Genomic DNA, 21,555 nt, shown 5'->3' with positions numbered 1-21,555 from the left:
CGACGCCAACCATCAAGTCGCGGATAAAAGAACGTCTCTGACCTGCAATGTGAGAACTTTCTTTACTGGTATCGAGGAAAGTCCGGACGTTGACGGCGCTCATCGAAAATCCCCGGCTGTGCTCGCCGAAATTCCTCACCTGTGAGCAGCGGTCAGTGTAGTTGTTGGCGGGTGCCGGTGGTGGTCCGGCGTAGGGTTTCAGCGGCAGCGTGATGGTCGCGTAGCCGGTAGGACTCGCCGTCGAGGTTGATGACGACCGAGCGGTGCAGCAGGCGGTCGAGCATGGCGGCGGCCACGGTGGTGTCGCCGAGGATCTCACCCCAGGCTCCCACCCCGCGGTTGGTGGTGATGACGATGCTGGTCTTCAAATACCGTTGGGAGACAACCTGAAACAACGCCGAGGCGGCTTCGGCGGGCAACGGCAAGTACCCCAGCTCATCGATCACCAGCAGCGTCGGACCGGCGAAGAACCGCATCGTGGTGGCCCAGCGCCCCTCGATCGCTGCGCGATGACACCGGGCGGCCAGGTCGGCGGCGGTGGTGAAGTAGGTCCGGTAGCCGGCGTGTGCTGCAGCGCGGGCCAATCCGACGGACAGATGCGTCTTGCCGGTGCCCGGTGGCCCGATGAGCAGGATGTTGGTCGCCGATTCCAGGTAGCGGCAGGTGCCCAGTTCGTCGATGAGCTTGCGGTCGATCCCGGCAGCGGAGTCGACGTCGAAGTCGGCCAGGGTGGCCGGTGTGGGCAGGCAGGCGAACCGCAACCGGCCGGCCAGTCGGCGGGCGGTGGAGGCCTCGACTTCCACGGCCAGCAGCCGCTCCAATGCGACGGTCAGGGACAGGCCTTCGGCGGTGGCCTGGTCGAGCACCGCGGGCAGCGCTTCGGCGGCCGCGGTGAGTTTGAGTTCGGCCAGGTGTGAGCGCAGCTGCTGATAGCGGCTCGCCGCCGCCGACGGCGACTCCTGGGTGGCGGTTGTGGTGGTGGTCGTGGCGTTGGGCGGCGTGGCGGTCATTGGATGGTCCTGTTCTGGGCGGCCCGCTCGTAGGCGGACAAGTCGATGACGGTGGAATCGGTTGACGGAGTCGATGTTTCAATTGCGGTGGTGGATGGCCGCTTGATTGCAAGCAGTTGCGCGGCAGCGGCTTTGGCGGCCGGTCCCGGTGGGATGCGTTCCTTGCGGCGATGCGGACGCCCGGTGGCTGCGGTGGCCATCGCCGCGGTGTCCAAGGCGATGACATGCCCGCTGTCACGCACCATCACCCCAAGCCCGTCGGCGGCCATCCGGTGGCGAGCGACGATGATCCCGCTCGTGGTGGCGATGTCGCAGAACTCGCCGCCGACCGGATGGGACACCACGACCTGGGCGGCGGCCAGTTCCGGGGGCACCGAGTAGCGATTGCCGCGGTAGGGCACCAATGCCTGCCGGGACGCGGTCCGACGCTCGGAGACGATGACGGGATACGCCTGCGCCGGCGCCGGGTGTAGCGGTTCGGCCTTGGCCACGACAGCGACCGAGGACCGCCCGTCAGCGGTGGCCCGCATTCGGGTGTCACCACGGACCCGGGCGAAGCGATCCACGCTGGCCTGGGCCGCCTCCACGGTGGCCTCGTCGGCCAGGGTGCGCCACCAGCGTTGCGCGGCGGTGTGATTGACCTTCTCCACCACGCCCTTGCGGTTGCCGCGCCGGGCCGGGCAGATCGCCACCGCGACGCCGTAGTGCTTGGCCACCCCGGCGAACGATGCCGTCACCCGACCCGAGCCGGGGTCACACACGGTCGCCATCCGATCGAAGCGCCACACTCGCGTGAGTCCACCGAGGCCGCGGGTGACGCGGTCCAGGCCGGCGACCAGATGCGGCTGATCCTCCGAGGGCGCCAGATAGCCGCGCCACTTCCCGGAATGCGCCAGCGAGCCGACCAGCAGGTGCGCGGTCTTGCCCCAGCCCCACGACTGCGGTGGATCGGGCAATTCCAGCCAGTCCCATTGGGTTTCATCCCCGGGCTCGTGCGGGATCACCGCGTTCGGGCGCTGCGTGGCGGTCCGGCAAGCCTCACAGACCGGGCGCAGGCTGCGGGCGCGGATGTTGCGGGTCAGGCTCTGATACGACAACCCGAACCCCAGGTCCTCCAGTTCGTCGAACAGGGTGCGGGCCCACAGGTGCGGGTCCTCGGTCAGCCTCGCGGTGATGTAGTCGACGAACGGATCGAATGGATCCGGGTCGGGCCGGGCGCGGACCCCGGGCGTGCCGTCACCGGCCAGATACTTGCGGACCGTCTTGCGGTCGAAGCCGGTGTGGCGGGCGATCGCCGAGATCGTCCAACCACGTTTGTGCAGGGCATGTACTTCCACATCGTCCTCCCATGTGAGCATGAGAAAGCGGGCCTCCTTCGATGGAGCAACTGGCGTCAGACACCAGCAGCTTCGAGGGAGGCCCGCCCTTCTCGGCGGAGCCACACGGGTGGGGAATTTCGATGAGCGTCAGTGGGGAAATTCAGTGAGCGCGGTCAACGTCACAGAGCAGTGTGCTTGTCAACGGCAATCCGGGGAAACCCGCGGGACAGTGCCACAGAAAGTAGACCGCCACCCGCAAGGGAGGTAAGGGTGAAACGGTGCGGTAAGAGCGCACCAGCATCCCGGGTGACCGGGATGGCTAGTGTCCTGAGTCATTAATTACGGCTCAGTTGTTAGACTGGGTCATGCCCACTCCTCAGGCTGCTGCGATCGTGTTGACCGATACTGAACGTGCCGAGTTGGAGGGGTGGGCGCGGCGTCGGAGCAGTGCGGCGGGGTTGGCACTGCGGTCGCGAATTGTGTTGGCGGCTGCCGACGGCGGGTCCAACACAGAGTTGGCGGCCAACCTGGGGGTCTCGCGGTCAACGGTGAAACGGTGGCGCAATCGGTTCGTGGAGTTGCGCTGTGACGGCCTGCTCGACGAACCGCGTCCAGGCCGGCCGCGGGTCGTGGGTGACGAGCAGATCAAGGCGTTGATCACCCAGACGCTGGAGTCTGCTCCCAAGGACGCTACGCACTGGTCGACGCGGTCGATGGCCGAGCATCTCGGGTTGAGTCAATCGATGGTCTCCCGTGTCTGGCGGGCGTTCGGATTGGCGCCGCACAAACAGGACTCGTGGAAGCTGTCGAAAGATCCCTTGTTCGTGGAGAAGGTCCGTGACGTCGTCGGGCTCTACCTCGACCCGCCCGAACGCGCGGTGGTGCTGTGTGTGGATGAGAAAACCCAGATCCAGGCACTCAATCGCACCGCGCCGGTGTTCCCGATGCTGCCAGGCACCCCGGCGCGTGCCAGCCACGACTACGTCCGTCACGGTACGTCGAGCCTGTACGCGGCGTTGGATCTGGCCACCGGCCAGGTCATCGGCTCGCTTCACGCCCGGCACCGTAGCCAGGAATTCCTGGCCTTCCTCAAAAAGATCGACGCCGAAGTCCCCGCCGATCTGGACTGCCACGTCGTCCTCGACAACGCCTCCACCCACAAGACGCCGGCGGTAAAGCGTTGGCTGACAAACCATCCCCGGTTCGTCCTGCACTTCACACCGACAAGCTCCAGCTGGCTCAACCTCGTCGAACGCTGGATCGCGGAACTGACTACCAAGAAACTGCGCCGCGGAACCCACACCTCGGTACGCCAACTCAACGCCGACATCCGCGCCTGGATCCAGCACTGGAACAACAACCCCCGGCCCTACGTCTGGACCAAGACCGCCGACCAAATCCTGGCCAACATCGCCAACTACTGCACCCGAATTAATGACTCAGGACACTAGGTAAACCCCACCCGAAGCAAGGCCAAGAAGGCCGCAACCTGGTTGTGGCTGCGCAAGCGTTCAAGGGCTGCTCGCCCGAGTTTGCGGGTAGGCCGCTTGAGGCACCCGGCGACGGTGTGTCCAGATGGATGGTCGCCACCTCGCCGGAAGATCCCGGCGAGGTACAGAATCCGGCTTACAGGCCAACTCGTCCCACCGCTATTCACCACGCGATATATGGACGCTGAATCCCTCTGCTACGCAGCGACCACGCACGGCAGCTTACGATCCGGCTATGAAACATTCGGTGAGGTCAGGTGTCGAAGACCAGTGGCACCGGGCACGCCGCAAGCGGACGGGCAGGTGTTCTGCCCCGTAGCCAACTGGGGTTCCCCAGAAAAGTGCAGCGCGGCGGAACACGTGGAGAGTTGTTTACGACTCCACACCTATCCGGTGCCCGGGGTCAAACCCCGCCCTTCTCGCCACTCAACTCGCGGAAGAAGGCACTCGTGACACACTTCCTTCGCACGCCTTCAAAAATCTCTGTTGATAGCTGATGACATGGGGGCTGCTCGCCCAGCGCGCCAAATAGCGTGGATCAGTCGTGAGTAACACGCGATCCTGGAGATCGATGAACTCTGGCTCGACCAGCATCGACATCACCATCGGGAACAGCGTGTCTCCGTCGAGAGAACAGACGATCAATCGTGAATCAGGCAGATTTGATGCGCGCAGCCAGCGCACTGAGGCACGAGCGCTGTCCAAGCCATCGCTGCTTTCATTGTGGCGATAAGCCACCATCCGCTTGGCCTGAGACAGGGTTTCAAGGAGGTCGAGTTCAGCGTCGCCCTTACCCAAGTAGTGGTTCGCAATCAAGTACTGCCGAAGTTCTCTGATGAACCAGGAATCCTCAGTGGCTTCGAATGCGGCCAGCAACCCCGATATACGACGCGTGGCACTGAGCCGGTTACGTATGAAAGCGTTGATGAAATATGGCCGGATCTGCAATGCGAGAGGTGTCTGATACGGCTCGAACATAAGCGTGAAGTTGACGCGGTGACCCAACTCATGCAGCTTGTGCGCCAAGGAATGTCCGCGTAGGAGATCCTCGGGAGATCCGTCATAGTATCGGTTGTTCAGTAGACCATCGCCAGTCAGGAGCTGACTCGAAGCTGAGGGTGAGATCGCTCCTGTATGAGGGACTTTGACCACCAGGCGGTAGCGCGACAGGATATCCTCGTACATCTGAATCTCGTCGAGTATCTTGGCGAAGTCCTGTTCGTACGGATCGTGGAGTTCGACGGAGATGTCACACCCGGGGCCGACCTCGTCTCCTATTGCCTGTAACACTTCGTTGAGATCAGAGAATTGGCCGCCAACGTTGGCCTCCGGGTTGTTGAGAAAAAGGTCGTAGACGATCCCCGGATTGCAGGTCACATTGGCAATCAGATCGCGACATTCGGCGATTTCGTACGGGTTGGCAGAGTCTGCCGAGAACAGCAATGACGTCGGCCTACGTTGCCCATCCCGGGCATAGCCGATATCGCGAACGAGATCCAGGGTGACAGAGTGTGTCCCGGTGGTCTCCACACGGAAACCGGCTGGTGTGGATTCTCGCTTCGGCTCGAACAGATCAACAACCTCGCGGAAGCGAGCAGAGACATTCACCGCCGAACCAGTCTCGACCTGCGCCAGGATCGAGGGGTGAACTGCGTGAACGTATTCCGAGGCCCCCGACTCGACCCGCAACTGTCGTTCCCTGATCACTGTGGCGGAGTCGAGGTTTGGGTGAAGGGATGTTACGAGCACTGCACTTCCTTTATCTCAGTGGTGGCTTTTACCAGACTTAGGCTGTCTTGGAACGCTTTGCTGGCGGCGATGTCGTCCAGGCGCGTCATACAGGCGCGGCTATAGGCGGAATGGTCGAACTCGGTGAAGTGCGTGGTGCTGGCCGCCGCCGCCCATAGCGCCTCGCGCAAGCGGCTGTGGAAGCGATACATTCGCAGAGCCGCGAGCAGATATTCGAGTGAATCCCCCGTCGAGTTGTACTCGTCGGCGAATTGGCGTTCCTCGACGGCACTCAACTCCCACTTCTCGGCAAAATCACCACAATCGAAGAACCTGTCTCCGCCGCCCGCATACTCCCAATCGATGAGGCTTACGCCCGACTGCGAGACCAGCACGTTGCCAACCGAAAGGTCTGCGTGTAGCAAGCAGGGTTCGTACGTGCCTCGAGCCCGCTGGCAGCGCCTACTCAATTCGATCGCCCACGTGAAGGGAGCGGACGCCTGCGGGATCAATTCCTCGACCCTCCGGAATAGCCACTCAGCGCCATCGAACGGGTCCGAGATGTAGTTTCGCAACCGAGTCCCGCGGGTGTTCTTATGCAGTCGAGACAATGCGGCGGCAGCCAGGGTGATTACCCGCGAGCGGTCTTCGGGTCCGGATGCGCCGGCGTTCTCGAGGAAGTCAGTGATCAGAGCACATGGATCGCCTTGTCGCCATGCCACGAGTTTCGGGCCCAGCTTCAGTTCTTCGACAATCGGCATTACCTGCTTCTGAGTGTGGCGGTTGATTCCGATACGCGCTGCGAGCTCGTTGGAGAGCAACAGTTGAACGGCGAAATCCTCTTGTGCGCCACTGGAATCTGATTCGACGGTGACCCGCCAATTACGATTCGTCATGCCGCCGTCTAGCGCGACCGACTTCCAGGGTCGGCTCGGCCATTGCGCTCGAACGACGGTTTCCAAGTCACGCTGTGCGGTGGAATCTGAGTTAGTCATGGGTCGCCCTGGCCGCTACGCGTGTGTGCCGGAGTCGAGGAACGGTTCGTCCTTCTGAGCCAATCGCTCAGCGGTGGGTACCGCGATGTAGCGTGCCAGGACGATGGCGAGAATGGCCGCAGTCAGCTTTCCTACGAGCACAGCGCCGATCAAGTTTGGCTGGAAGTTGGCCGTGAATGACAGGTGATCGCCCAGCAAGAAGCCACCACATACCACGAACGCGATCGATATCACCTTATCCCGCGGCGACATGTTCTTGACGACGTGGAAGAGCGCGAGCGCATTTGCAGCACCGCCGAGCATTCCGGTGACTCCGGTTTCGCCGATTCCTACCCGATTCCCCAGGCGGCTCAGTGGCCCGGCGAGAAATTTGTTGATCGCGTAGACCATGGGAAACGCACCTGCGAGCATGATTCCGACCGCACCGACGACCTCGAGGGCACGGAAGTGGTCATCCGCCGTGGCAATGATCGGCTCGAATCCCCACGCTCCGAACATCTTCGTGAAGATACCGGTGAAGTACTCGACGATCGACAGTGCGAGGATTATCTTCACGGCCGCATCGATCAGGCGGCCAAAGATGATGAACGCCTTGATCATAAATCCCGGTGCGAACTTCAGTCCGGCGGCGATGGCTACGACGATCAGCAGCAGGGGGAGCAGATTGGCGAGTAGCTCTTGAATGTTGAGGCCGTCAATCACAGTCTCCGAAGGCCCGGTTGTTCGCACATCTCCACGGATGAGCGGACGCGTGATCATTATGATCACCATGGTCACCAAGACCCCGATCGGGATTGTGAGCACGCCCGACATGATGCCCAATGCCATGTATCGCTGGTCGGTCTTCTGTAGCATCGCGAGACCAACGGGGACGGTGAACACAATCGTCGCACCGGCCATGAACCCTGTCACCATTGCCGTGATCCACGCTCCGCTATCACCCGCCGTAGCGAAGGCAAGTTGATACCCGCCCATATCGGAAGCGATGAATGTGGTTGCCGCGATCGAAGGGTCGGCCCCCAATGCTTGCCAGATCGGCCCGGCGCCCTTCTCGACCGCGGTGGTCAGGTATGGGATGGACGCCATGATCCCCGCTACCGGGACGAACAAGTGGCCGATGGAATGAATACCTTGAAGAAATTCCTTCCCAATTCCGGAATCACTGTTACGTATCGCAAATGCAGCACCGATGAGGACGAACGCCATCATGGTGTAGAGAACTATGTTACTGACTATTTGCATGACCCCTCACTTCTGTATGCGGAGCCTTGACGTTCAGGAGTTCTAATAGATGTCTGTATTCGACTACTCCGTCAGTCATGCTCTCGTCCAAACCTTTCCCAGCGTTCTGTATCGGTTGGCCCGGGTCTCCGAGCTCGCTGACGACCACTGCTGCAGCGCTGAGATCTTCATGGATCGTGTAAGTGCTTGGTGTCGCGATTACAGCAGTGATGCCGGCTGTGAGCGCCGCCTGTACACCTATCGCGGAGTCCTCGACAACAACTGCGTCCCCGGCCTTGACGCCCAACCGATTGAGGGCAAGCAGATAAATGTCCGGTGCAGGCTTCTTCAGCTGAACATCATCGCCCGCGCACACAGTGAAGTGGCCGGCCAGGTCCGCTCCCATCACCTTGTTCAGGACCGCACGGACTGATTCGTGCGCAGAGGTCGACGCGACTGCGAGTAGCCAACCTTGTCGAAGCGCTTCGCGAGACAACCGTCGAACGCCGGAGCGAGCCTTAATTGCACCAGAGTCGAGCAATTCGACATATAGTTCGGTCTTTCGCCGATGCCATGTCGCGATCAGGGTTTCGAGTTCGATTCCATTGGTGAGTTCGTGTTGCTCGAGGAATTCTCGGGATAGGAGAGCGCGTAGCCGCTCCTTGCCGCCGCCGACCTGCAGAGCCTGCCGGTAAGTCTCGTCGGTCCACTGGAATGCGACTTTGTTTTCCGCAAAAACCCTATTGAACGCGACTCGATGGCCGTCCCGTTCGGTGTCGGCAAGAACACCATCGCAGTCGAGAATAAGCGCTTTCACGACGACACCGAGCCGGCACTGCCGAACTGTCGGATGTAGTGGACCACGATCTGTTGAAGGTCTTGCCGTACTTGCGCGATTACTGTCAGCGGTTCCGCGGCCGAGGGGTGCGCAGTGAGATAATTTCGGTATCCCTCGATAAAGGCACGCTTCAATGCGGTCGAAATGTTGACCTTTGCACACCCCGCGGCGATCAGTTCGCCGAATTGTTCTGCAGAGAGTCCCGATCCGCCGTGCAAGGCCATAGGGATGTTTGTGGCGGCGACGAGATCCCGGACCCGCTGGATATCCAGCTGGGGCTCTTGCTTATAGAGGCCGTGTGCGTTTCCGATGGCTGGTGCGAAACAGTCGATCCCGGTGACATTGATGAACTCGATGACCTTCTCGAGCGGGTACAGAGTAGGAGCGTCGTCGCTGCCGATGCCGTCCTCGACGCCTTGGATTCCCTCGACCTCGCCTTCGACGTTCACCCCGCGGGCGTGAGCTTCCTCCACCACCTCTTTGGTCTGGGCAGTCGCCTCGCCCAACGACAAGTGGGATGCATCGAACAACACCGAATCCCAGCCCTCGCGGATGCATTCTGAGATGACACCCCGGTCCGGGCAGTGGTCCAGGTGCAGTGACACCGGCGATCCGGAAGCTGAGGATACCAGCTTGAAATGATCCGATAGGCGCCTTGCGCCAATGGATTTCACTGTCTTCACAGATGTCTGGATGATGATCGGCGCTTTCTCTGCCTCTGCAGCCTCAACGGCGGTTCGCAATGTCAACTCATCAAAGACATTGAGCCCCAGGACGCCGTAGTGACCGGCCAGCGCCGCACTGACGATCTCGTTGAAAATGTTGCTTGCCAATTTATTTCGTCCGTTTCGAGGAGGTTGACCAGCGTCCGATACCGAAGGCGGCCAGCGGTACAACGCCCAGAACTGCCAGAACGACGGACACCAGTGGTAGATCGGATCTCTCTAGCGTGACCTCGGATCGCCACGCACCCAGCGAGGCCTTCACGACAATACGGCGGTCTTGGATATGGACACCGTCGACGGTTACGGGGAATCTCCCTACGGGCGACAAGACTTGCATGATCTTCTCCAGTGTTCGTGCCTCAGCGGAGGCGGCTGTCTATTTGACGGACGGTTTCGGTCGCCACAGCCAGCGACTCGTGATCTGTCTTTGGATCCGCCGTTGAAAAGCACTCGTAGACCGTCGGAGCGTCGGAGAACACGGCTCCCTCGATGTTGCGCATAGGAATTCGCCCGGCGGCCAGGATCACCGAGTCCGCGTGAAGCTCTACAGGACCGTCCGCAGTCTCGATCACGAGAGTGTGAAGGCGCGGAAAGCCAAGCACGGCTTTGGGAGTCGCCTGGTCGTATACCTGCACGCCTGCTTGCCATACACCTGTTCCCGGCCCGGCAGTCACCACGGTCACTCGCTCAGCACCCTTGCTCAGCAGCTTGCTGCTCAGGTGATGCGCCAACTCGCCGGCACCGATAACGACGGGTCGACGGCCAGGCAGTAAGCCGGCGTCCAGAAAGTGAAGGGCTGCTGATCCCGGCAACACGCCACTTCCTCGCTCACCACCGATGTTGAGCTCAGCTCGGGTTCGGGGTCGCGTTCCAGTCGCGAGAACGAGCGCTGTGATAGCGGTGCTGGTGGCGCCGTCGATACCCAGTGTCGACAGGCTTCCGTTACGGTATTCGACTGCCAGCGTGCCCAAGACCAGCTTGACACCCGCGGCTTGTGCCGCTTTGACCAGTGTCGCCGCATCGCGCTCAGGCTCCTGCCCCCCGGCCTGTGGGAGTCGTTCCACCAGAGTCACCGTCAACCCTCGTTCGGCCAGCATCCGGGACGCGTGAAGTCCACAGCGGCCACCGCCGGCCACCATCACGTCAGTCATTGGTGTTTCCCACCCCCAAGTCGGAGCCTTCTTCGTGATATGGGATCTGCCAGGGCTCATGGCCCGTGTAGAGCGAGGTGATGAACGAAACACCGGACAGACACGCTGAACCTTGGCACCGGCCCCATGTTGCGTGTGTTCGGCGGGCGACGCCGGCGATCGACGTCGCGGGCAAAGGCGATGACAGCGCTTGGTGAATATCAGCCGCAGTGACCTTCTCGCACGCGCAGATGACGGTGCGCCCGAGCGGGTCGGCGGCTGCGCGTGCACAATCCAGGTCCTGCCAGAGCGGGCTAGAGTAACTCAGGGTGCGAACAGGATTCGGCGCCGCATGGGTGCTAAGGCCTCGTTCCCAGAGCAGGGTGGTCACGTACGGGCCAATCCCCGGCGAAGCCGAGACGCCAGTGGAGCGAATTCCGGCGACTTGCAAGAGATTCTCGGCAGACTCCGACCATCCGATGCGATAGGTCGGATCGGAATTGGCGCGCACGCCGGCAAAACGTTTGGTCACATAGCTCAAGTCGATAGACGGCATCATGTCCATGCACCGACGCAGGACGGCGTCGAGCCCGTCCTCATCCGTTGACCGGTCGAGCTTGTCGTCTTGGTCTTCGGCTGTCGGTCCCAACAACACCGAGCCGTGCGCGGTGGGCAGCACCATCGGGCCGTGCCCAAGCTTCCCCGGGACCCCGGTCAGCATGCCCGGGACCTGGGCGCCGAATTCGCGGTCGAGCAACGCCCACTGTCCGCGTCGCGGCGTGACCGTGAACTCTTCGCCGCCGAGTGCGCGCGACACCTGGTCGGCACCGAGCCCGGCGGCGTTCACCACGAACCTGGGCCGGAAGGTTCGTCGTGAAGTCTCGACGGACAACACCCGGCCGTCGTCGTTCTTCGCGCTCTTGACCGGTTCCGAGAAGTAGAAACGGACACCGTTGAGCGCAGCCTGCTCGGCATAGGCCACCGATAGGCGCACCGAGTCGACCACGCCTTCGTCGGGGATGTGGAGGCCCGCGAGCGTTTTGGTGGACGCGTGCGGTGCCTCCTGAGACACCTCGTCCCCAGTCAGGAGATGGGCGTCGACCCCGTTTTTCTGGGCACGTTCGGCCCACTTCGGCAACTCTTTGACCTCGTCCTCGGTCAATGCGAGCATCGTGATTCCCACACGACGGAAGGCGACACCGAGATCTTCCGCGATCTTCTCCCACTGGGGCGCCGAAGCCAGGATCAGCTGCGCTTCCAGGCTGCCCGGGGCAGCCGACCATCCGCAGTTGGCCACACCACTATTGGCTTTGGACGTCTCTTCTCCGACGTCGTGCCATCGCTCAACCACGGCGACGTCGATGTCGAGGAGCGAGAGCTCCCGCGCGATCGATGTTCCCACCACCCCTGCGCCGATGATCAAGACGTCAACAGCGTTGTCTCGCAACGACAATCTGGCACCTCATTCGATTAAATCTTGGTCCACCCACTGCCCATTTGGACGTCCACCGAAGAATAGGATTAGCCGATATCAAAGGCCAAGGAAACGGCGTCGTATATATGCAAATGGCATATGACCGAGATCGGACCTCGGAATTACCAATAGGTGGACGGTAGCCAACGCGCACATTCACAGCGGGCAGGGTGAAGCGGTGGCCAGCTACGGGCTGGCGACGCCTCAGGTTCCAGATCCCTTGGCGATCGCTTCGGTGAGCAGCGCCTGGAAGTATCGATCAGCGGGTGCCTGGACTACGTTCCGCAATGTCACCGCACGGACATCCCGCTGGCCCCAATCGACCCCCGAGACCGTGAAGTCGACGAGCTCACCGCGCCGTCGCTCATCCGTAATGGCATAAATGGAAACGAACCCGATTCCGGTGCTCTGGCGAGCTACGCGCTTGATCGCGTCGATCGAGCCCATCTCCCACACCGCACCCCAACCCGGATCTGCCGTGTGCAGCCGCAGGGCTTGCGCACGGGTGCTCGAACCATGTTCCTGAACCAACAGTGTTCGAGACTTCAACTGGTCGAGGGAAACGCAGCCATCGGAGGAGATGTCGACTGCGCCGGGACTGCAGATGCCGACGATCTCGTCAGCGCCGATGCTCTCGGAGCGAAGACCGGGCAACTTGGACTCACTGCAGATGATGGCAAGAGTAATCCGCCCCTTGTGTAGCCACTCCATCACGGCTTCAGTCGAACCGACGGAGACCCTCACGGCGACGTCTGGGCAGCGGGCGATGAAAGACGCGACGACAGCGGGCAAGATGTAAGTACCTGGCACCGACGACGCGCCGACGGATAACACTCCCGATCGCAATCCGGCGCGCGCGGCCAGCGTTGATTCACCTGCAGCGAGGCTGGCCAGTGCCTGCGAAGCGCAGCGTGCCAGGATCTGGCCCGCGGGGGTCAGTACCAGTGACCGACCAGAACGTTCGGCTACGGGCTCGCCGGCTGCCGAGTTCAACAGACGTAAATGCTCGCTGGCCGAAGGCTGGCTGATTCCGATGGCAGCAGCCGCTGCGGAGAGGCTCGAAGCCCGATCCAGTTCGATCAGCAACCTCATCCGTGTGGAATCCCACACATCCATCAGTGTCGGCATGACGTCATAGTTCCCTAGTCGGGGCGACATGACCAGCCTGAATCGCTTTGAAGCGCCCGAACCGGCGCTGGCGTGAAGTCGATGAATCTCACGCTGCCTTATCACGCGCACGCCGTCGAAGCGGGCCGGGTCGGCGATCAGCACTCGCTGGCCTTCGGCCAGGACGGCGTTGTTGGCGGTGTTCCACGATACTGCCAAGGCTTCGGCGACGCCGGTGACGGTCAGGTGTTGGCAGACAATGGCTTTGAGCGCCCACTGCAGAGCGCTCCGGGATAGCTTGGCGCGTGGTTCGGCGGCGTTGCTGAGGTCTTGGCGCCACACACGGGCACAGCCGGCGCAGCGGTAGCAACGGATCGTGACCAGCAGTGTGGTGGGGCGCCCGAACGGCTCATGAGCCAGTTCTCGGGTGAGGCTGTCACGGGCACGGCCTTCCTCGCCGCAGCGGCGGACCAGCGGTCCTCGTCGGTGACTCGGCACGCCAGTACCGCGTGATCGGGGTGGACCTGCTGGCCGGTCACCTCCAACCCGAGGTCGTCGAGGCGGCAGAAAGTGGTCAGGTCAGCGCAGGCGAAGCCCGCTCGACCGGTAGCGTTGGGCACGTCGAGGTCTTTCGGATGAGGCGTGTAGGAACCTTCATCTTCGAGAGACCTCGACCCCTATCCGGCAGCGACGCGCCGATCACCTCTACACCCTCAACTGCGAAGAGCCCCTTTACCCGGCTAATCTTGAGCCTCCTGGCGACCGGTATCGCACCGCGCTCCTTCTATTCCGCCGAAAACGCAGAATCCAGGATTACCGCTCACTTTGACGGCCTGCCGGCAGATTTCGTCGCTGCGGCAGTTGCAGCACTTGGCTCACAGTTCGAAGAAGGGTTTCATTCGTACAACGTCGTCAACCCGCATGAAGACGCCGTATCGTTGGATGTCATCGTCGACTGGCTCATTGAAGCGGGCGAGCCGATCCGACGCATCGACCACTATGGTGATTGGTTTATGCGGTTCGATACTGCTGTCCGCGGACTGCCAGAATCATTACGGAAGTACTCCGTCTACACACTGATGGACGGCTACCGGCAACCGCAAACTGCGCTGAGCGGCTCAGCCGTCCCGGCGGATAAATTTGCCACAGCTCTCCGAGAATCGGGTAATGGCACCTCGTCCATCCCGCACATTACTCCGGGCCTCGTCGCGAAATACGATAGCGGACCTGAGGAAACTTGGCCTGGTGGGACTCGCGTGACCTACCGCTCGTTGTGGCAGTCACTGAGCTGATCATCCTGAGCGCCATCAACAAGTTGACACGGGCGAATAGAAGCAAGCCATTAGTTATATAAGGAGACGCAAATGATACGACCCGGAACTACTGCACTAATTACGGGAGCAAGCGGCGGCATAGGCGCAGAGTTCGCAGCACAGCTCGCTGATCGAGAGGTCGACCTCGTCTTGGTGGCACGTAATACCGATAGGCTCGCTGAAGTCCGCGACGTGCTCAACAAGCGCAAACCTCGCGTCCGTATTGATTTGATAGAAGCCGATTTGTCGACTCCTCAATCGGGAGCGGAGATTTCTCGGCAAGTAGCCTTACTCGACCGGCATATCGATGTTCTGATAAATAACGCGGGCGCAGGTATTCATGGTGATTTTTGACTCAGAATATTGAAACGCATTTAGCGCAAATTCAACTTAATAGTATAACTGTAGTAGACCTGACTGCGCGGTTCCTTCCGGGAATGGTGAAGGCAGGCCACGACCTTGTCATCAACATCGCTTCGACCGCCGCGTTCCAACCAACTCCCAGCATGGCGGTGTATGGAGCAACGAAGGCGTTTGTCCTCTCTTTCACCGAGGCTCTATGGCAGGAAACCCGCGAAGCCGGCGTCCGTGTGTTGACCGTATGCCCGGGACCAACCGAGACCGAGTTTTTCGCACGCTCGGGTGAGCAGTTCATGTCGGAAGCGCGACAGACGCCAAAACAAGTTGTAGACGCTGCCCTTAGTGCTGTTTCTAAGTCCACCCCTACCGTTGTATCGGGTGCACGGAACAGTTTACTTGCCTGCTGTTACCGCTTTATGCCAAGACGGGTCATGCTGAAGGTCACACAACGGATGATGAGGCCAGCAGCCGTTCACTAGTAACACAGGGGTGCGACCCGCGGCAACGAGTCGGGCAGGATTCCAATCAAGCCACCGAAGCAGGACCGGGCCGGCGTTGCCGCCCCCGATCGGATGGACAGATCCTCGGAAGAGCACCCTTCACGGGGGCCCGACGATTCACGAGTCACACCCAATCAGGAGGGCGACAGCGATCCTGTCAGCCAGCACAGGGCCAGCCATGCAAATACTTACAGACGGTTCACACTGCCCGAACACACCCCATAGCCAGGCCCGCAACACCAAAACACCGTGGGCTCCCGATGAAACCCCTTCAGTCCGAACGAACCCACGGGACTGGGACGTATTAACGACTTGTCACCAACTTGAAGTGTCTGTGCCGTTTTCATCATTTGCTGAAAACTTTTTGGACCGGACTCGGCGGGTGGCGTGACCGTCAAGACCCCGACGGCACCATCACCTGGACCTCGCCCACCGGCCACACCTACACCACCCACCCCGGCAGCCGTCTCCTCTTCCCGGCCCTGTGCAGGCCGACGGCCACCCTCTGGACCGGTGACCCACCCACCGTCCCCATGACCGACAACCGCGGGGCGATGATGCCCCGGCGCACACGCACCCGCGCGCAGGGCCGCGCCGCCTACATCACCGCAGAACGACAACGCAACGCCGAAACACGCGCCGAAGGCCCGGGCGGCAACGACCCGCCCTTTTAGCGGGGCGGCGAATAGTTCGGCCGGCCGAGCCCGAGGACGTGCTGGGCGATCATGTTGCGGAACACCTCGAGCGTGCCGCCGTAGATGCCGGTCGGTCCGGCCAGCCGGAACAGGTACTCGCCGCTGAGTCCGTCCGGCACCGCGGCCACCGCCCCGCGGACGTCCATCAGTTCCGGGGTGATGTCGCGGAGCGTCTGCGCGATGGCCACCCGGCCGAACATCTCCGGCGTGCTCAGGGCCGCTTCCAATCGGGCGATGCTGCGCCCCAGCCGGTATGCCACCGAGTCGTCGTCGAGCCGCCCGTTCGCGGATACCTCGCCGGCCACCCGGTCGACCTCGTCGGCGAGTAGTAACGCGTGTTCGGACATGACTGCGATCTTGCTCAGCCCGCCGGCGTCACGCTCGACGGTTCCGTGCTCGGCGTTGAGCGCCTCCCGCAGCACGGCCCAGCCGCCGTTGACGGCGCCGACCCGGTATCTGTCATCCACGCGCACATCGCTGTAGTAGGTGATATTGGTGCGGTCGCCGTCAACGGTTCGGATCGGCTGGATGTCGACGCCGGCCGAGTCGAGTGGCACCAGGAACATCGTCAGGCTCTGATGTTTGGGCGCCGCCGGGTCGGTGTTGGTGATCAGGAAGACGTACTGCGCGTGGTGGGCGTTCGACGTGAACATCTTCGAGCCGTTGATGATCCACCCGTCACCGTCACGCACCGCGCGGGTCTTGCACGTGGCTACGTCGGAGCCGCCCTCGGGCTCCGTGTAGCCCAGACAGAGCCGGAACCGTCCGCTCAGCACCTCGGGCAAGATTTCGTCCCTCAGCTCGTCGGACCCGAACCGGTCGACCGCATTCGCGACCATCGACGTGGTGCCCCAGTGGAACCACGGTGTGTGCGCCCGTCCGATCTCCAGCTCCCAGATCCGCCGTTGGACCGGGGTGAAGCCCCCGTCGTGCGCGGCGCGCCAGTCCCGTTCGAGATACCCCGCTGATCCGAGAGCCAGGTGGACCGTCTCGTCGAAGTTATCGCCTGTGCGCCGGTCCCTGGCGATGACGTCGTCAGTCACCACCGACGCCAGGAATTCCCGCAGCTCTGCCTGGAAAGCTCTGTCTTCCTCGGACAGTGCGACTTCGGAGAAGTCCATCGTGACACCTCCCGCTCTTGGCACCGCTGTGGCAAGCCACTCCGCAGCGTGACATTATGACGTGGATTTGTAAAGCACGTGGGACGTCGAAGAGGAGTCGGTGTGGGAATCGTGACGACGACGTCGGAGACCGCGTTCACCCAGTCCCCCGAAGTCATCTACGACTTCGTGACCAATCCGGTGAACTGGACGAAGACGTATCCGGGCAGCGCGCACGTCGGGAAGGTGCCGGACAAGTTGCCGCTGGAGGTCGGTGACACCTGGACCGAGACCGGCCCGGACGGCGAACGGATCTTCACCTGGCATCTGGCCATCGCGATGCGGCCGAAGTTGTGGATGTTCAACTCCTTGGGCAACCTCGGCCACGACCGGGACGGCAACGGCGGTATGCCCGGCCGGATCAGCGTCCAGTACAAGTTCACCCGGCCCGGCGAGGGAATCACCCTGTTCAGCAGGACCATGACGGTGGAGGCGTACAAGGACGCGCCGATGCCCGACGGCTTCTTCCGGATCGTGAACCCGGCCAACATCGACGCCTACCACCAGGCGATCGCCCGGGAATTAGCGAACGAAGGCACGGCGTAACGCCGCACCCTGGAGGTTGAAGAGCGCTTCGCTGATCTCCCATTCCGGGACCAGCGAATCGAAACCGTGGCAGGTGCCGCTGAACACATGCAGATCGGTGGCTACACCCGACCACAGCAGTCGTAGCGCATAGTCGATCGCTTCATCACGCAGCGGATCGAGCTCCGAGCAGGTGATCAAGGCGGGCGCCACTGCGGAGAAGTCCTGCGCGCGGGCCGGCACCGCGTCATCTGGAACCGGCCCGTCCGCCCCGTAGTGCCGCCACATCCAGTGCACGGCTTCGCCGTCGAACCCCGGCGTGGTGGTGAACTCCGCCTTCGACGGCGACGGACGGTCGTCGAGCACCGGTTGGTGCAGCATCTGGAACACCACAGGCGGCGCGTCGCCGGCCGCGGCCCGTTGCGCGAGGCCCGCCGCCAGGGCCGCTCCGGCACTGCTGCCCGCCACGGCGATCGTCGCGGCATCGACACCGAGCTCTGCGGCACTGTGGGCCGCCCAGTCCAGGATGGCAGCGGCATCGTCGAGCGCTGCCGGGTACGGGTGTTCGGGGGCCAGCCGGTAGTCGACCGACAGCACGATGCATCGTCCCCGGCGGGCCAGCTCGATGCACTGCCGGTGGTCGGTGTCCAGATTGCCGAGCACGAACGCCCCTGAGTGGCAATAGATCACCGCACCGCACCCGGGCGGTCCGCCGCGGTAGATCCGCACCGCGACCTGGTGCCCGTGCGGGACCGGGACGAAGCGCTGCTCGATCTCCACGCCGACGGGGTCGAGGGTCTCGGCCGTCTCGGCGCGCCGTTGGTTCAGCGAGTCCCGCACCGCGCCGAGGACCGGCGGCGACAGGTCGGTGCGAGCCTGCGCGAGGTGGCGCAGCGCCGGGTCGAGACGCTCGACGATGTCACGCTCGGTCACGGCGGCCTACCGCTGTCCCGCGGTCTGGGCGCCGACACGGATGGCCGACCGGCTCTGCGGTGCGGCGAAGACGTAGTCGCGCGGCCTGAACCGGCGCGTCATCTGCCAGAAGGCCCGAGCGCTGCGCGGCCACTGGGTCACCACGCGGCCGTTGGCGGCGCGGAAGTAACTGCTGCACCGGGTCAGCCACACGGTGCCCTGCATCCAGGCGTCGATCGACTCCAGGTAGCGCGTCATCACGTCGGACCGCACCTCGATGTAGGCCCTGTTCCTGCGCCGCATGTGCTTCAGCGCCCGCACGACGTAGTGCGCCTGCGCCTCCAGAATGAAGATGACGCTGTTGGAGCCGACGTTGGTGTTGGGGCCGTAGAGCATGAAGAAGTTGGGAAAACCGGGCACGGTCATCCCGAGGTAGGCGAACGCCCCGTCGCGCCAGGTGTCACGCAGCAGCGCCCCGTCGGCGCCCCGCACCTCGATCTGCCCGAGGTAATCTGCTGCCGCGTATCCGGTGGCGCACAACACGACGTCGACGTCGAGTTCGGTGCCGTCCTCGGTGACCAGTGATCGCGACCGGAGTCGGCGTGCGGGGCTGGACACCACCTCGACATGCGGCTGGGTCAGCGTCTGCATGTAGTCGGTGGCGAACACCAGACGCTTGCAGCCCAGCGGATGGTCCGGGGTCAGCTTGGCGCGCAGTTCCTCGTCGGGCACGGTCGCTTCCAGCGATCGCAGCGCAACGCTGGTGAATTCCTCGGTCTTGTCACTGCCGTTCTCGATGACCGAGATGTTCGATTCGCTGCGCAGCCACAGCCGGGTCCGGTAGATCTTCTTGGCCAGCGGGACGTGGGCGAACACCCACTTCTCCCGCGCGGTGTACTCGCGGTCCGGTTTGGGCAGCACCCAGGTGGGTGAGCGCTGCACCGAGTACACTTTGGCCGCCTGCTTGGCGACCTCCGGGACCAGTTGGGCCGCAGTCGATCCCGTGCCCAGCACGGCGACGCGGACGCCGCGCAAGTCGACGGAATGATCCCAGCGCGCGGTGTGCATCATCGTCCCGGTGAACGGTTCCTCCTCGACGAGGTCGGGCATCACCGGCTGGGTGAACATCCCGATGGCGGAGACGACGACGTCGAAAGTGTGTTCGTCGCCCGCGGCGGTGGTCAGCAGCCAAGTGCGGGATTCGGGAACCCATTCCGCCGACGCGATCTCGGTGTTGCAGCGCAGGTTCTCGTGCAGGCGGTAGCGCTGAGCGCAGCGTTCGAAGTAGTCCAGGATCTCCTGCTGGCCCGACCACAGTCGCGACCAGTGCGGGTTCAGTTCGAAAGAGTAGGAGTACAGGTGCGATTTCACGTCGCAGGCCAGGCCGGGATAGGTGTTGACGCGCCACGTACCGCCGACGCCGTCTTCGCGGTCGAAGATGGTGAAGTCGGTGAAGCCCGCCTTGCGCAGGAAGATCCCGAGTGCAAGGCCTCCCGGACCGGCGCCGATGATCGCCACGGAGAGCGTCTTGGCCATAGAGATCGTCATCCAATCTGCAGCGACTGCCCACCGTCGACGATGAGCTCCGAACCGGTGATGAAGGAGGCATGCTCGGAGACCAGAAACGCGACCGCGTCGGCGATCTCGGTGGGTCTGCCGATGCGGCCCATCAATGCCGCGCCCGCCAGCCGCGACTGGGTGGCCGGATCCAGCATCGGTGTCTCGACGGGCCCGGGGAACACCGCGTTCACCCGGATCCCCGCAGGCGCCAACTCGACGGCGGCGACCTGGGTCAGGCCGCGCAGAGCCCATTTGGACGAGCCGTAGGCGCTGTGGTTCGGGAACGGGCGGATCGCCCCGGTGCTGCAGGTGTTCACGATCGACGCGTTGGGGACGCCGCGCAGATTCGGCAGTGCCGCCTGGATGCCGAGGAACGGCCCCAGACAGTTGACCCGCCAGCTACCTTCGAAGCCTGCCGCAGTCTCGTCCGACAACGGAGCGCGGTGCAGCACACCGGCATTGTTCACCAATGCGGTCAGCGCACCGAACCTCTCCACTACCGACGCGACCGCGCCGCACCACTGTTCCTCGGAGGTGACGTCCAGGTCGACGGCAACTGCCCTGTCGCCGAATTCCGCCACGGTCTGCCGTAACTCGTCGGCACGCAGATCGCATGCGGCGACGCAGAACCCGTCGCGCACCAGCCGGGCTGTGATCGCCGCACCCTGCCCGCGGGCGGCACCGGTGACCAGTGCGACCCGGTTCGGCGCCATCAGGAGTACCTCGTCGACGCCGGCGCGTCGGTCTGCCCGCGCGCCTCGGCCAGGTGCGCGGCGGCGCCGCGGCGCAGCGCTTGCGACTCCGAGGCCAAGGTGATCATCCGGAATCCTCTCTGCGCCATCTCATTACCGACCAGGCCGGTGTTGGCGTGAACGCCGGCCACCAGGCCGGCACCGGTGGCGACGTGCTGGAGGCGACACATCGCGTCCAGCACATCGGGGTGCGTCCACGCGTCGACCGGGCCGTGCCCCATCGAGATCGCGAGATCGGCAGGGCCGACGTAGATTCCAGCCAGTCCGTCGACACCACAGATGTCGTCGATCGCGGCGAGACCACGGGCGGTCTCGACCATCGCGAACACCGACACACGTTCCTGCAACGCCCTCGGATCGCTGCCCAGGCTCGCGCGCAGCGGCCCGAAGCTGCGTACGCCGGCGGGGGCGTACCGGGTCGCGGCCACCGCCGCGGCGGCCTGTTCGCCGGACTCGACCATCGCTACCACCACACCGTCGGCGCCGGCGTCGAGCACCCTGCCGATCGGCGCCGCGTCGGGGCCCGGCAACCGCACGACCGTGGCGATCGGAACGTGCTCCAGCCGGCGCAGCATCAGCGCGACGTCGGCGTCGCGCAGATACCCGTGCTGGACATCGAATCCGACGTAGTCGTAACCCGCGGCGGCGAACTCCTCCGGCCCGAGCACCGTCGGACCAACCACCCAGCCGCCCCAGATCTGCGCCTTGCCCGACAGGGCCTCCTGCAATCGGCTCGCCATG

General features: G+C 63.2%; 20 protein-coding genes, 1 other RNA gene and 2 pseudogenes. 7 read left to right on the top strand and 16 right to left on the bottom strand.

What is annotated here, in order from left to right:
- Nucleotides 1-152 precede the first annotated feature (152 nt).
- Together istB and ACTWP6_RS02550 are read right to left on the bottom strand one after the other, a co-directional pair.
- Entirely contained in the window at nucleotides 153-1,010 is an 858-nt protein-coding gene (istB, locus tag ACTWP6_RS02555) for an IS21-like element helper ATPase IstB (protein WP_070356438.1), read from the bottom strand.
- Complete coding sequence (locus ACTWP6_RS02550) at nucleotides 1,007-2,368, bottom strand: Mu transposase domain-containing protein (RefSeq protein ID WP_070356439.1); 1,362 nt, start codon at nucleotides 2,366-2,368, stop codon at nucleotides 1,007-1,009. The genes istB and ACTWP6_RS02550 overlap by 4 nt, the downstream gene beginning before the upstream one ends.
- A gap of 142 nt (nucleotides 2,369-2,510) precedes the next feature.
- On the opposite strand from ACTWP6_RS02550, the gene rnpB reads away from it, so the two are divergent.
- An RNA gene (gene rnpB / locus ACTWP6_RS02545) (RNase P RNA component class A) lies at nucleotides 2,511-2,662 on the top strand.
- 32 nt (nucleotides 2,663-2,694) lie between these two features.
- Nucleotides 2,695-3,780, top strand: a complete 1,086-nt coding sequence (locus tag ACTWP6_RS02540) for an IS630 family transposase (RefSeq protein WP_036376233.1) — start codon at nucleotides 2,695-2,697, stop codon at nucleotides 3,778-3,780.
- A 465-nt stretch (nucleotides 3,781-4,245) separates the two neighbouring features.
- Here the strand turns inward: ACTWP6_RS02540 and ACTWP6_RS02535 are convergent, their stop codons facing one another.
- From ACTWP6_RS02535 to ACTWP6_RS02495, 9 genes and pseudogenes are all read right to left on the bottom strand, one after another.
- On the bottom strand, nucleotides 4,246-5,508 hold the full coding sequence (locus ACTWP6_RS02535) for a transaldolase (RefSeq protein WP_133167750.1): 1,263 nt from the start codon (nucleotides 5,506-5,508) through the stop codon (nucleotides 4,246-4,248).
- 50 nt (nucleotides 5,509-5,558) lie between these two features.
- Nucleotides 5,559-6,542, bottom strand: a complete 984-nt coding sequence (locus ACTWP6_RS02530) for a phosphotransferase (RefSeq protein WP_073908056.1) — start codon at nucleotides 6,540-6,542, stop codon at nucleotides 5,559-5,561.
- Between the two features lie 15 nt (nucleotides 6,543-6,557).
- Nucleotides 6,558-7,751 (bottom strand): ethanolamine utilization protein EutH, encoded by a 1,194-nt coding sequence (locus ACTWP6_RS02525; RefSeq protein ID WP_158498048.1) that lies wholly within the window; start codon nucleotides 7,749-7,751, stop codon nucleotides 6,558-6,560.
- 16 nt (nucleotides 7,752-7,767) lie between these two features.
- A complete protein-coding gene (locus tag ACTWP6_RS02520; protein ID WP_073908053.1) occupies nucleotides 7,768-8,580 on the bottom strand; it encodes an HAD-IA family hydrolase in 813 nt (270 codons plus the stop codon).
- Entirely contained in the window at nucleotides 8,577-9,434 is an 858-nt protein-coding gene (locus tag ACTWP6_RS02515) for a class II fructose-bisphosphate aldolase (protein ID WP_067991392.1), read from the bottom strand. The genes ACTWP6_RS02520 and ACTWP6_RS02515 overlap by 4 nt, the downstream gene beginning before the upstream one ends.
- 251 nt (nucleotides 9,435-9,685) lie before the next feature.
- The gene (locus tag ACTWP6_RS02510) at nucleotides 9,686-10,477 is read right to left on the bottom strand and encodes an FAD-dependent oxidoreductase (protein WP_067991389.1); all 792 of its coding nucleotides are present in this window, start codon (nucleotides 10,475-10,477) and stop codon (nucleotides 9,686-9,688) included.
- Nucleotides 10,470-11,909: an NAD(P)/FAD-dependent oxidoreductase gene (locus tag ACTWP6_RS02505; RefSeq protein ID WP_082902014.1), complete on the bottom strand. Its 1,440-nt coding sequence runs from the start codon at nucleotides 11,907-11,909 to the stop codon at nucleotides 10,470-10,472. The genes ACTWP6_RS02510 and ACTWP6_RS02505 overlap by 8 nt, the downstream gene beginning before the upstream one ends.
- A 225-nt stretch (nucleotides 11,910-12,134) precedes the next feature.
- Complete coding sequence (locus ACTWP6_RS02500) at nucleotides 12,135-13,022, bottom strand: LysR substrate-binding domain-containing protein (protein ID WP_229480072.1); 888 nt, start codon at nucleotides 13,020-13,022, stop codon at nucleotides 12,135-12,137.
- 135 nt (nucleotides 13,023-13,157) lie between these two features.
- A pseudogene (locus ACTWP6_RS02495) lies at nucleotides 13,158-13,657 on the bottom strand (ISL3 family transposase); the annotation flags it as partial.
- On the opposite strand from ACTWP6_RS02495, the gene ACTWP6_RS02490 reads away from it, so the two are divergent.
- The 4 genes and pseudogenes from ACTWP6_RS02490 to ACTWP6_RS02475 form a co-directional block, all read left to right on the top strand.
- Nucleotides 13,556-14,329 carry a hypothetical protein gene (locus tag ACTWP6_RS02490; protein ID WP_185296625.1) on the top strand — a complete coding sequence of 258 codons (774 nt, stop codon included), beginning with the start codon at nucleotides 13,556-13,558 and terminating at the stop codon, nucleotides 14,327-14,329. The pseudogene ACTWP6_RS02495 and the gene ACTWP6_RS02490 sit on opposite strands and share 102 nt — an antisense overlap.
- A gap of 72 nt (nucleotides 14,330-14,401) precedes the next feature.
- Nucleotides 14,402-14,704, top strand: coding sequence for an SDR family NAD(P)-dependent oxidoreductase (locus ACTWP6_RS02485; protein WP_084182408.1), 303 nt, complete (start codon nucleotides 14,402-14,404; stop codon nucleotides 14,702-14,704).
- On the top strand, nucleotides 14,701-15,189 hold the full coding sequence (locus tag ACTWP6_RS02480) for an SDR family NAD(P)-dependent oxidoreductase (protein WP_306666500.1): 489 nt from the start codon (nucleotides 14,701-14,703) through the stop codon (nucleotides 15,187-15,189). The genes ACTWP6_RS02485 and ACTWP6_RS02480 overlap by 4 nt, the downstream gene beginning before the upstream one ends.
- Before the next feature lie 338 nt (nucleotides 15,190-15,527).
- A pseudogene (locus ACTWP6_RS02475) lies at nucleotides 15,528-15,884 on the top strand (HNH endonuclease signature motif containing protein); the annotation flags it as partial.
- Here ACTWP6_RS02475 and ACTWP6_RS02470 read toward each other — a convergent pair.
- The gene (locus ACTWP6_RS02470; protein ID WP_443186749.1) at nucleotides 15,881-17,026 is read right to left on the bottom strand and encodes an acyl-CoA dehydrogenase family protein; all 1,146 of its coding nucleotides are present in this window, start codon (nucleotides 17,024-17,026) and stop codon (nucleotides 15,881-15,883) included. The pseudogene ACTWP6_RS02475 and the gene ACTWP6_RS02470 overlap by 4 nt on opposite strands.
- A gap of 102 nt (nucleotides 17,027-17,128) precedes the next feature.
- Here ACTWP6_RS02470 and ACTWP6_RS02465 point away from each other — a divergent pair, with 102 nt between their 5' ends.
- Nucleotides 17,129-17,611, top strand: coding sequence for an SRPBCC family protein (locus ACTWP6_RS02465; RefSeq protein ID WP_260751512.1), 483 nt, complete (start codon nucleotides 17,129-17,131; stop codon nucleotides 17,609-17,611).
- Here ACTWP6_RS02465 and ACTWP6_RS02460 read toward each other — a convergent pair.
- From ACTWP6_RS02460 to ACTWP6_RS02445, 4 genes are read right to left on the bottom strand one after another with little or no spacing between them, the layout of a single operon-like run.
- On the bottom strand, nucleotides 17,588-18,523 hold the full coding sequence (locus tag ACTWP6_RS02460) for an alpha/beta hydrolase (RefSeq protein WP_260751511.1): 936 nt from the start codon (nucleotides 18,521-18,523) through the stop codon (nucleotides 17,588-17,590). The genes ACTWP6_RS02465 and ACTWP6_RS02460 overlap by 24 nt on opposite strands.
- A gap of 6 nt (nucleotides 18,524-18,529) precedes the next feature.
- A complete protein-coding gene (locus tag ACTWP6_RS02455) occupies nucleotides 18,530-20,038 on the bottom strand; it encodes a flavin-containing monooxygenase (RefSeq protein WP_260758048.1) in 1,509 nt (502 codons plus the stop codon).
- Between the two features lie 8 nt (nucleotides 20,039-20,046).
- On the bottom strand, nucleotides 20,047-20,775 hold the full coding sequence (locus ACTWP6_RS02450) for an SDR family NAD(P)-dependent oxidoreductase (RefSeq protein ID WP_260751510.1): 729 nt from the start codon (nucleotides 20,773-20,775) through the stop codon (nucleotides 20,047-20,049).
- Nucleotides 20,775-21,554, bottom strand: a complete 780-nt coding sequence (locus ACTWP6_RS02445) for an HpcH/HpaI aldolase family protein (protein ID WP_260751509.1) — start codon at nucleotides 21,552-21,554, stop codon at nucleotides 20,775-20,777. Before ACTWP6_RS02445 ends, ACTWP6_RS02450 begins: the two co-directional genes overlap by 1 nt.
- Nucleotide 21,555 lies beyond the last annotated feature (1 nt).

The organism is Mycobacterium sp. 4D054 (genome assembly GCF_052245755.1).
Classification (GTDB): Bacteria; Actinomycetota; Actinomycetes; order Mycobacteriales; family Mycobacteriaceae; genus Mycobacterium.
The sequence above is the reverse complement of the archived record's forward strand: the minus strand, read 5'-3'. Positions and strand labels throughout refer to the sequence as shown.

Excerpts from the sequence above, each read along its gene's own strand:
- ACTWP6_RS02540 (WP_036376233.1), top strand. The coding sequence starts at position 2,695 with ATGCCCACTCCTCAGGCTGCTGCGATCGTGTTGACCGATACTGAACGT.
- istB (WP_070356438.1), bottom strand. The coding sequence starts at position 1,010 with ATGACCGCCACGCCGCCCAACGCCACGACCACCACCACAACCGCCACC.
- ACTWP6_RS02530 (WP_073908056.1), bottom strand. The coding sequence starts at position 6,542 with ATGACTAACTCAGATTCCACCGCACAGCGTGACTTGGAAACCGTCGTT.
- ACTWP6_RS02525 (WP_158498048.1), bottom strand. The coding sequence starts at position 7,751 with ATGATGGCGTTCGTCCTCATCGGTGCTGCATTTGCGATACGTAACAGT.
- ACTWP6_RS02455 (WP_260758048.1), bottom strand. The coding sequence starts at position 20,038 with ATGGCCAAGACGCTCTCCGTGGCGATCATCGGCGCCGGTCCGGGAGGC.
- ACTWP6_RS02500 (WP_229480072.1), bottom strand. The coding sequence starts at position 13,022 with ATGAGGTTGCTGATCGAACTGGATCGGGCTTCGAGCCTCTCCGCAGCG.
- ACTWP6_RS02510 (WP_067991389.1), bottom strand. The coding sequence starts at position 10,477 with ATGACTGACGTGATGGTGGCCGGCGGTGGCCGCTGTGGACTTCACGCG.
- ACTWP6_RS02485 (WP_084182408.1), top strand. The coding sequence starts at position 14,402 with ATGATACGACCCGGAACTACTGCACTAATTACGGGAGCAAGCGGCGGC.
- ACTWP6_RS02445 (WP_260751509.1), bottom strand. The coding sequence starts at position 21,554 with ATGGCGAGCCGATTGCAGGAGGCCCTGTCGGGCAAGGCGCAGATCTGG.
- ACTWP6_RS02470 (WP_443186749.1), bottom strand. The coding sequence starts at position 17,026 with ATGGACTTCTCCGAAGTCGCACTGTCCGAGGAAGACAGAGCTTTCCAG.
- ACTWP6_RS02550 (WP_070356439.1), bottom strand. The coding sequence starts at position 2,368 with ATGCTCACATGGGAGGACGATGTGGAAGTACATGCCCTGCACAAACGT.
- ACTWP6_RS02450 (WP_260751510.1), bottom strand. The coding sequence starts at position 20,775 with ATGGCGCCGAACCGGGTCGCACTGGTCACCGGTGCCGCCCGCGGGCAG.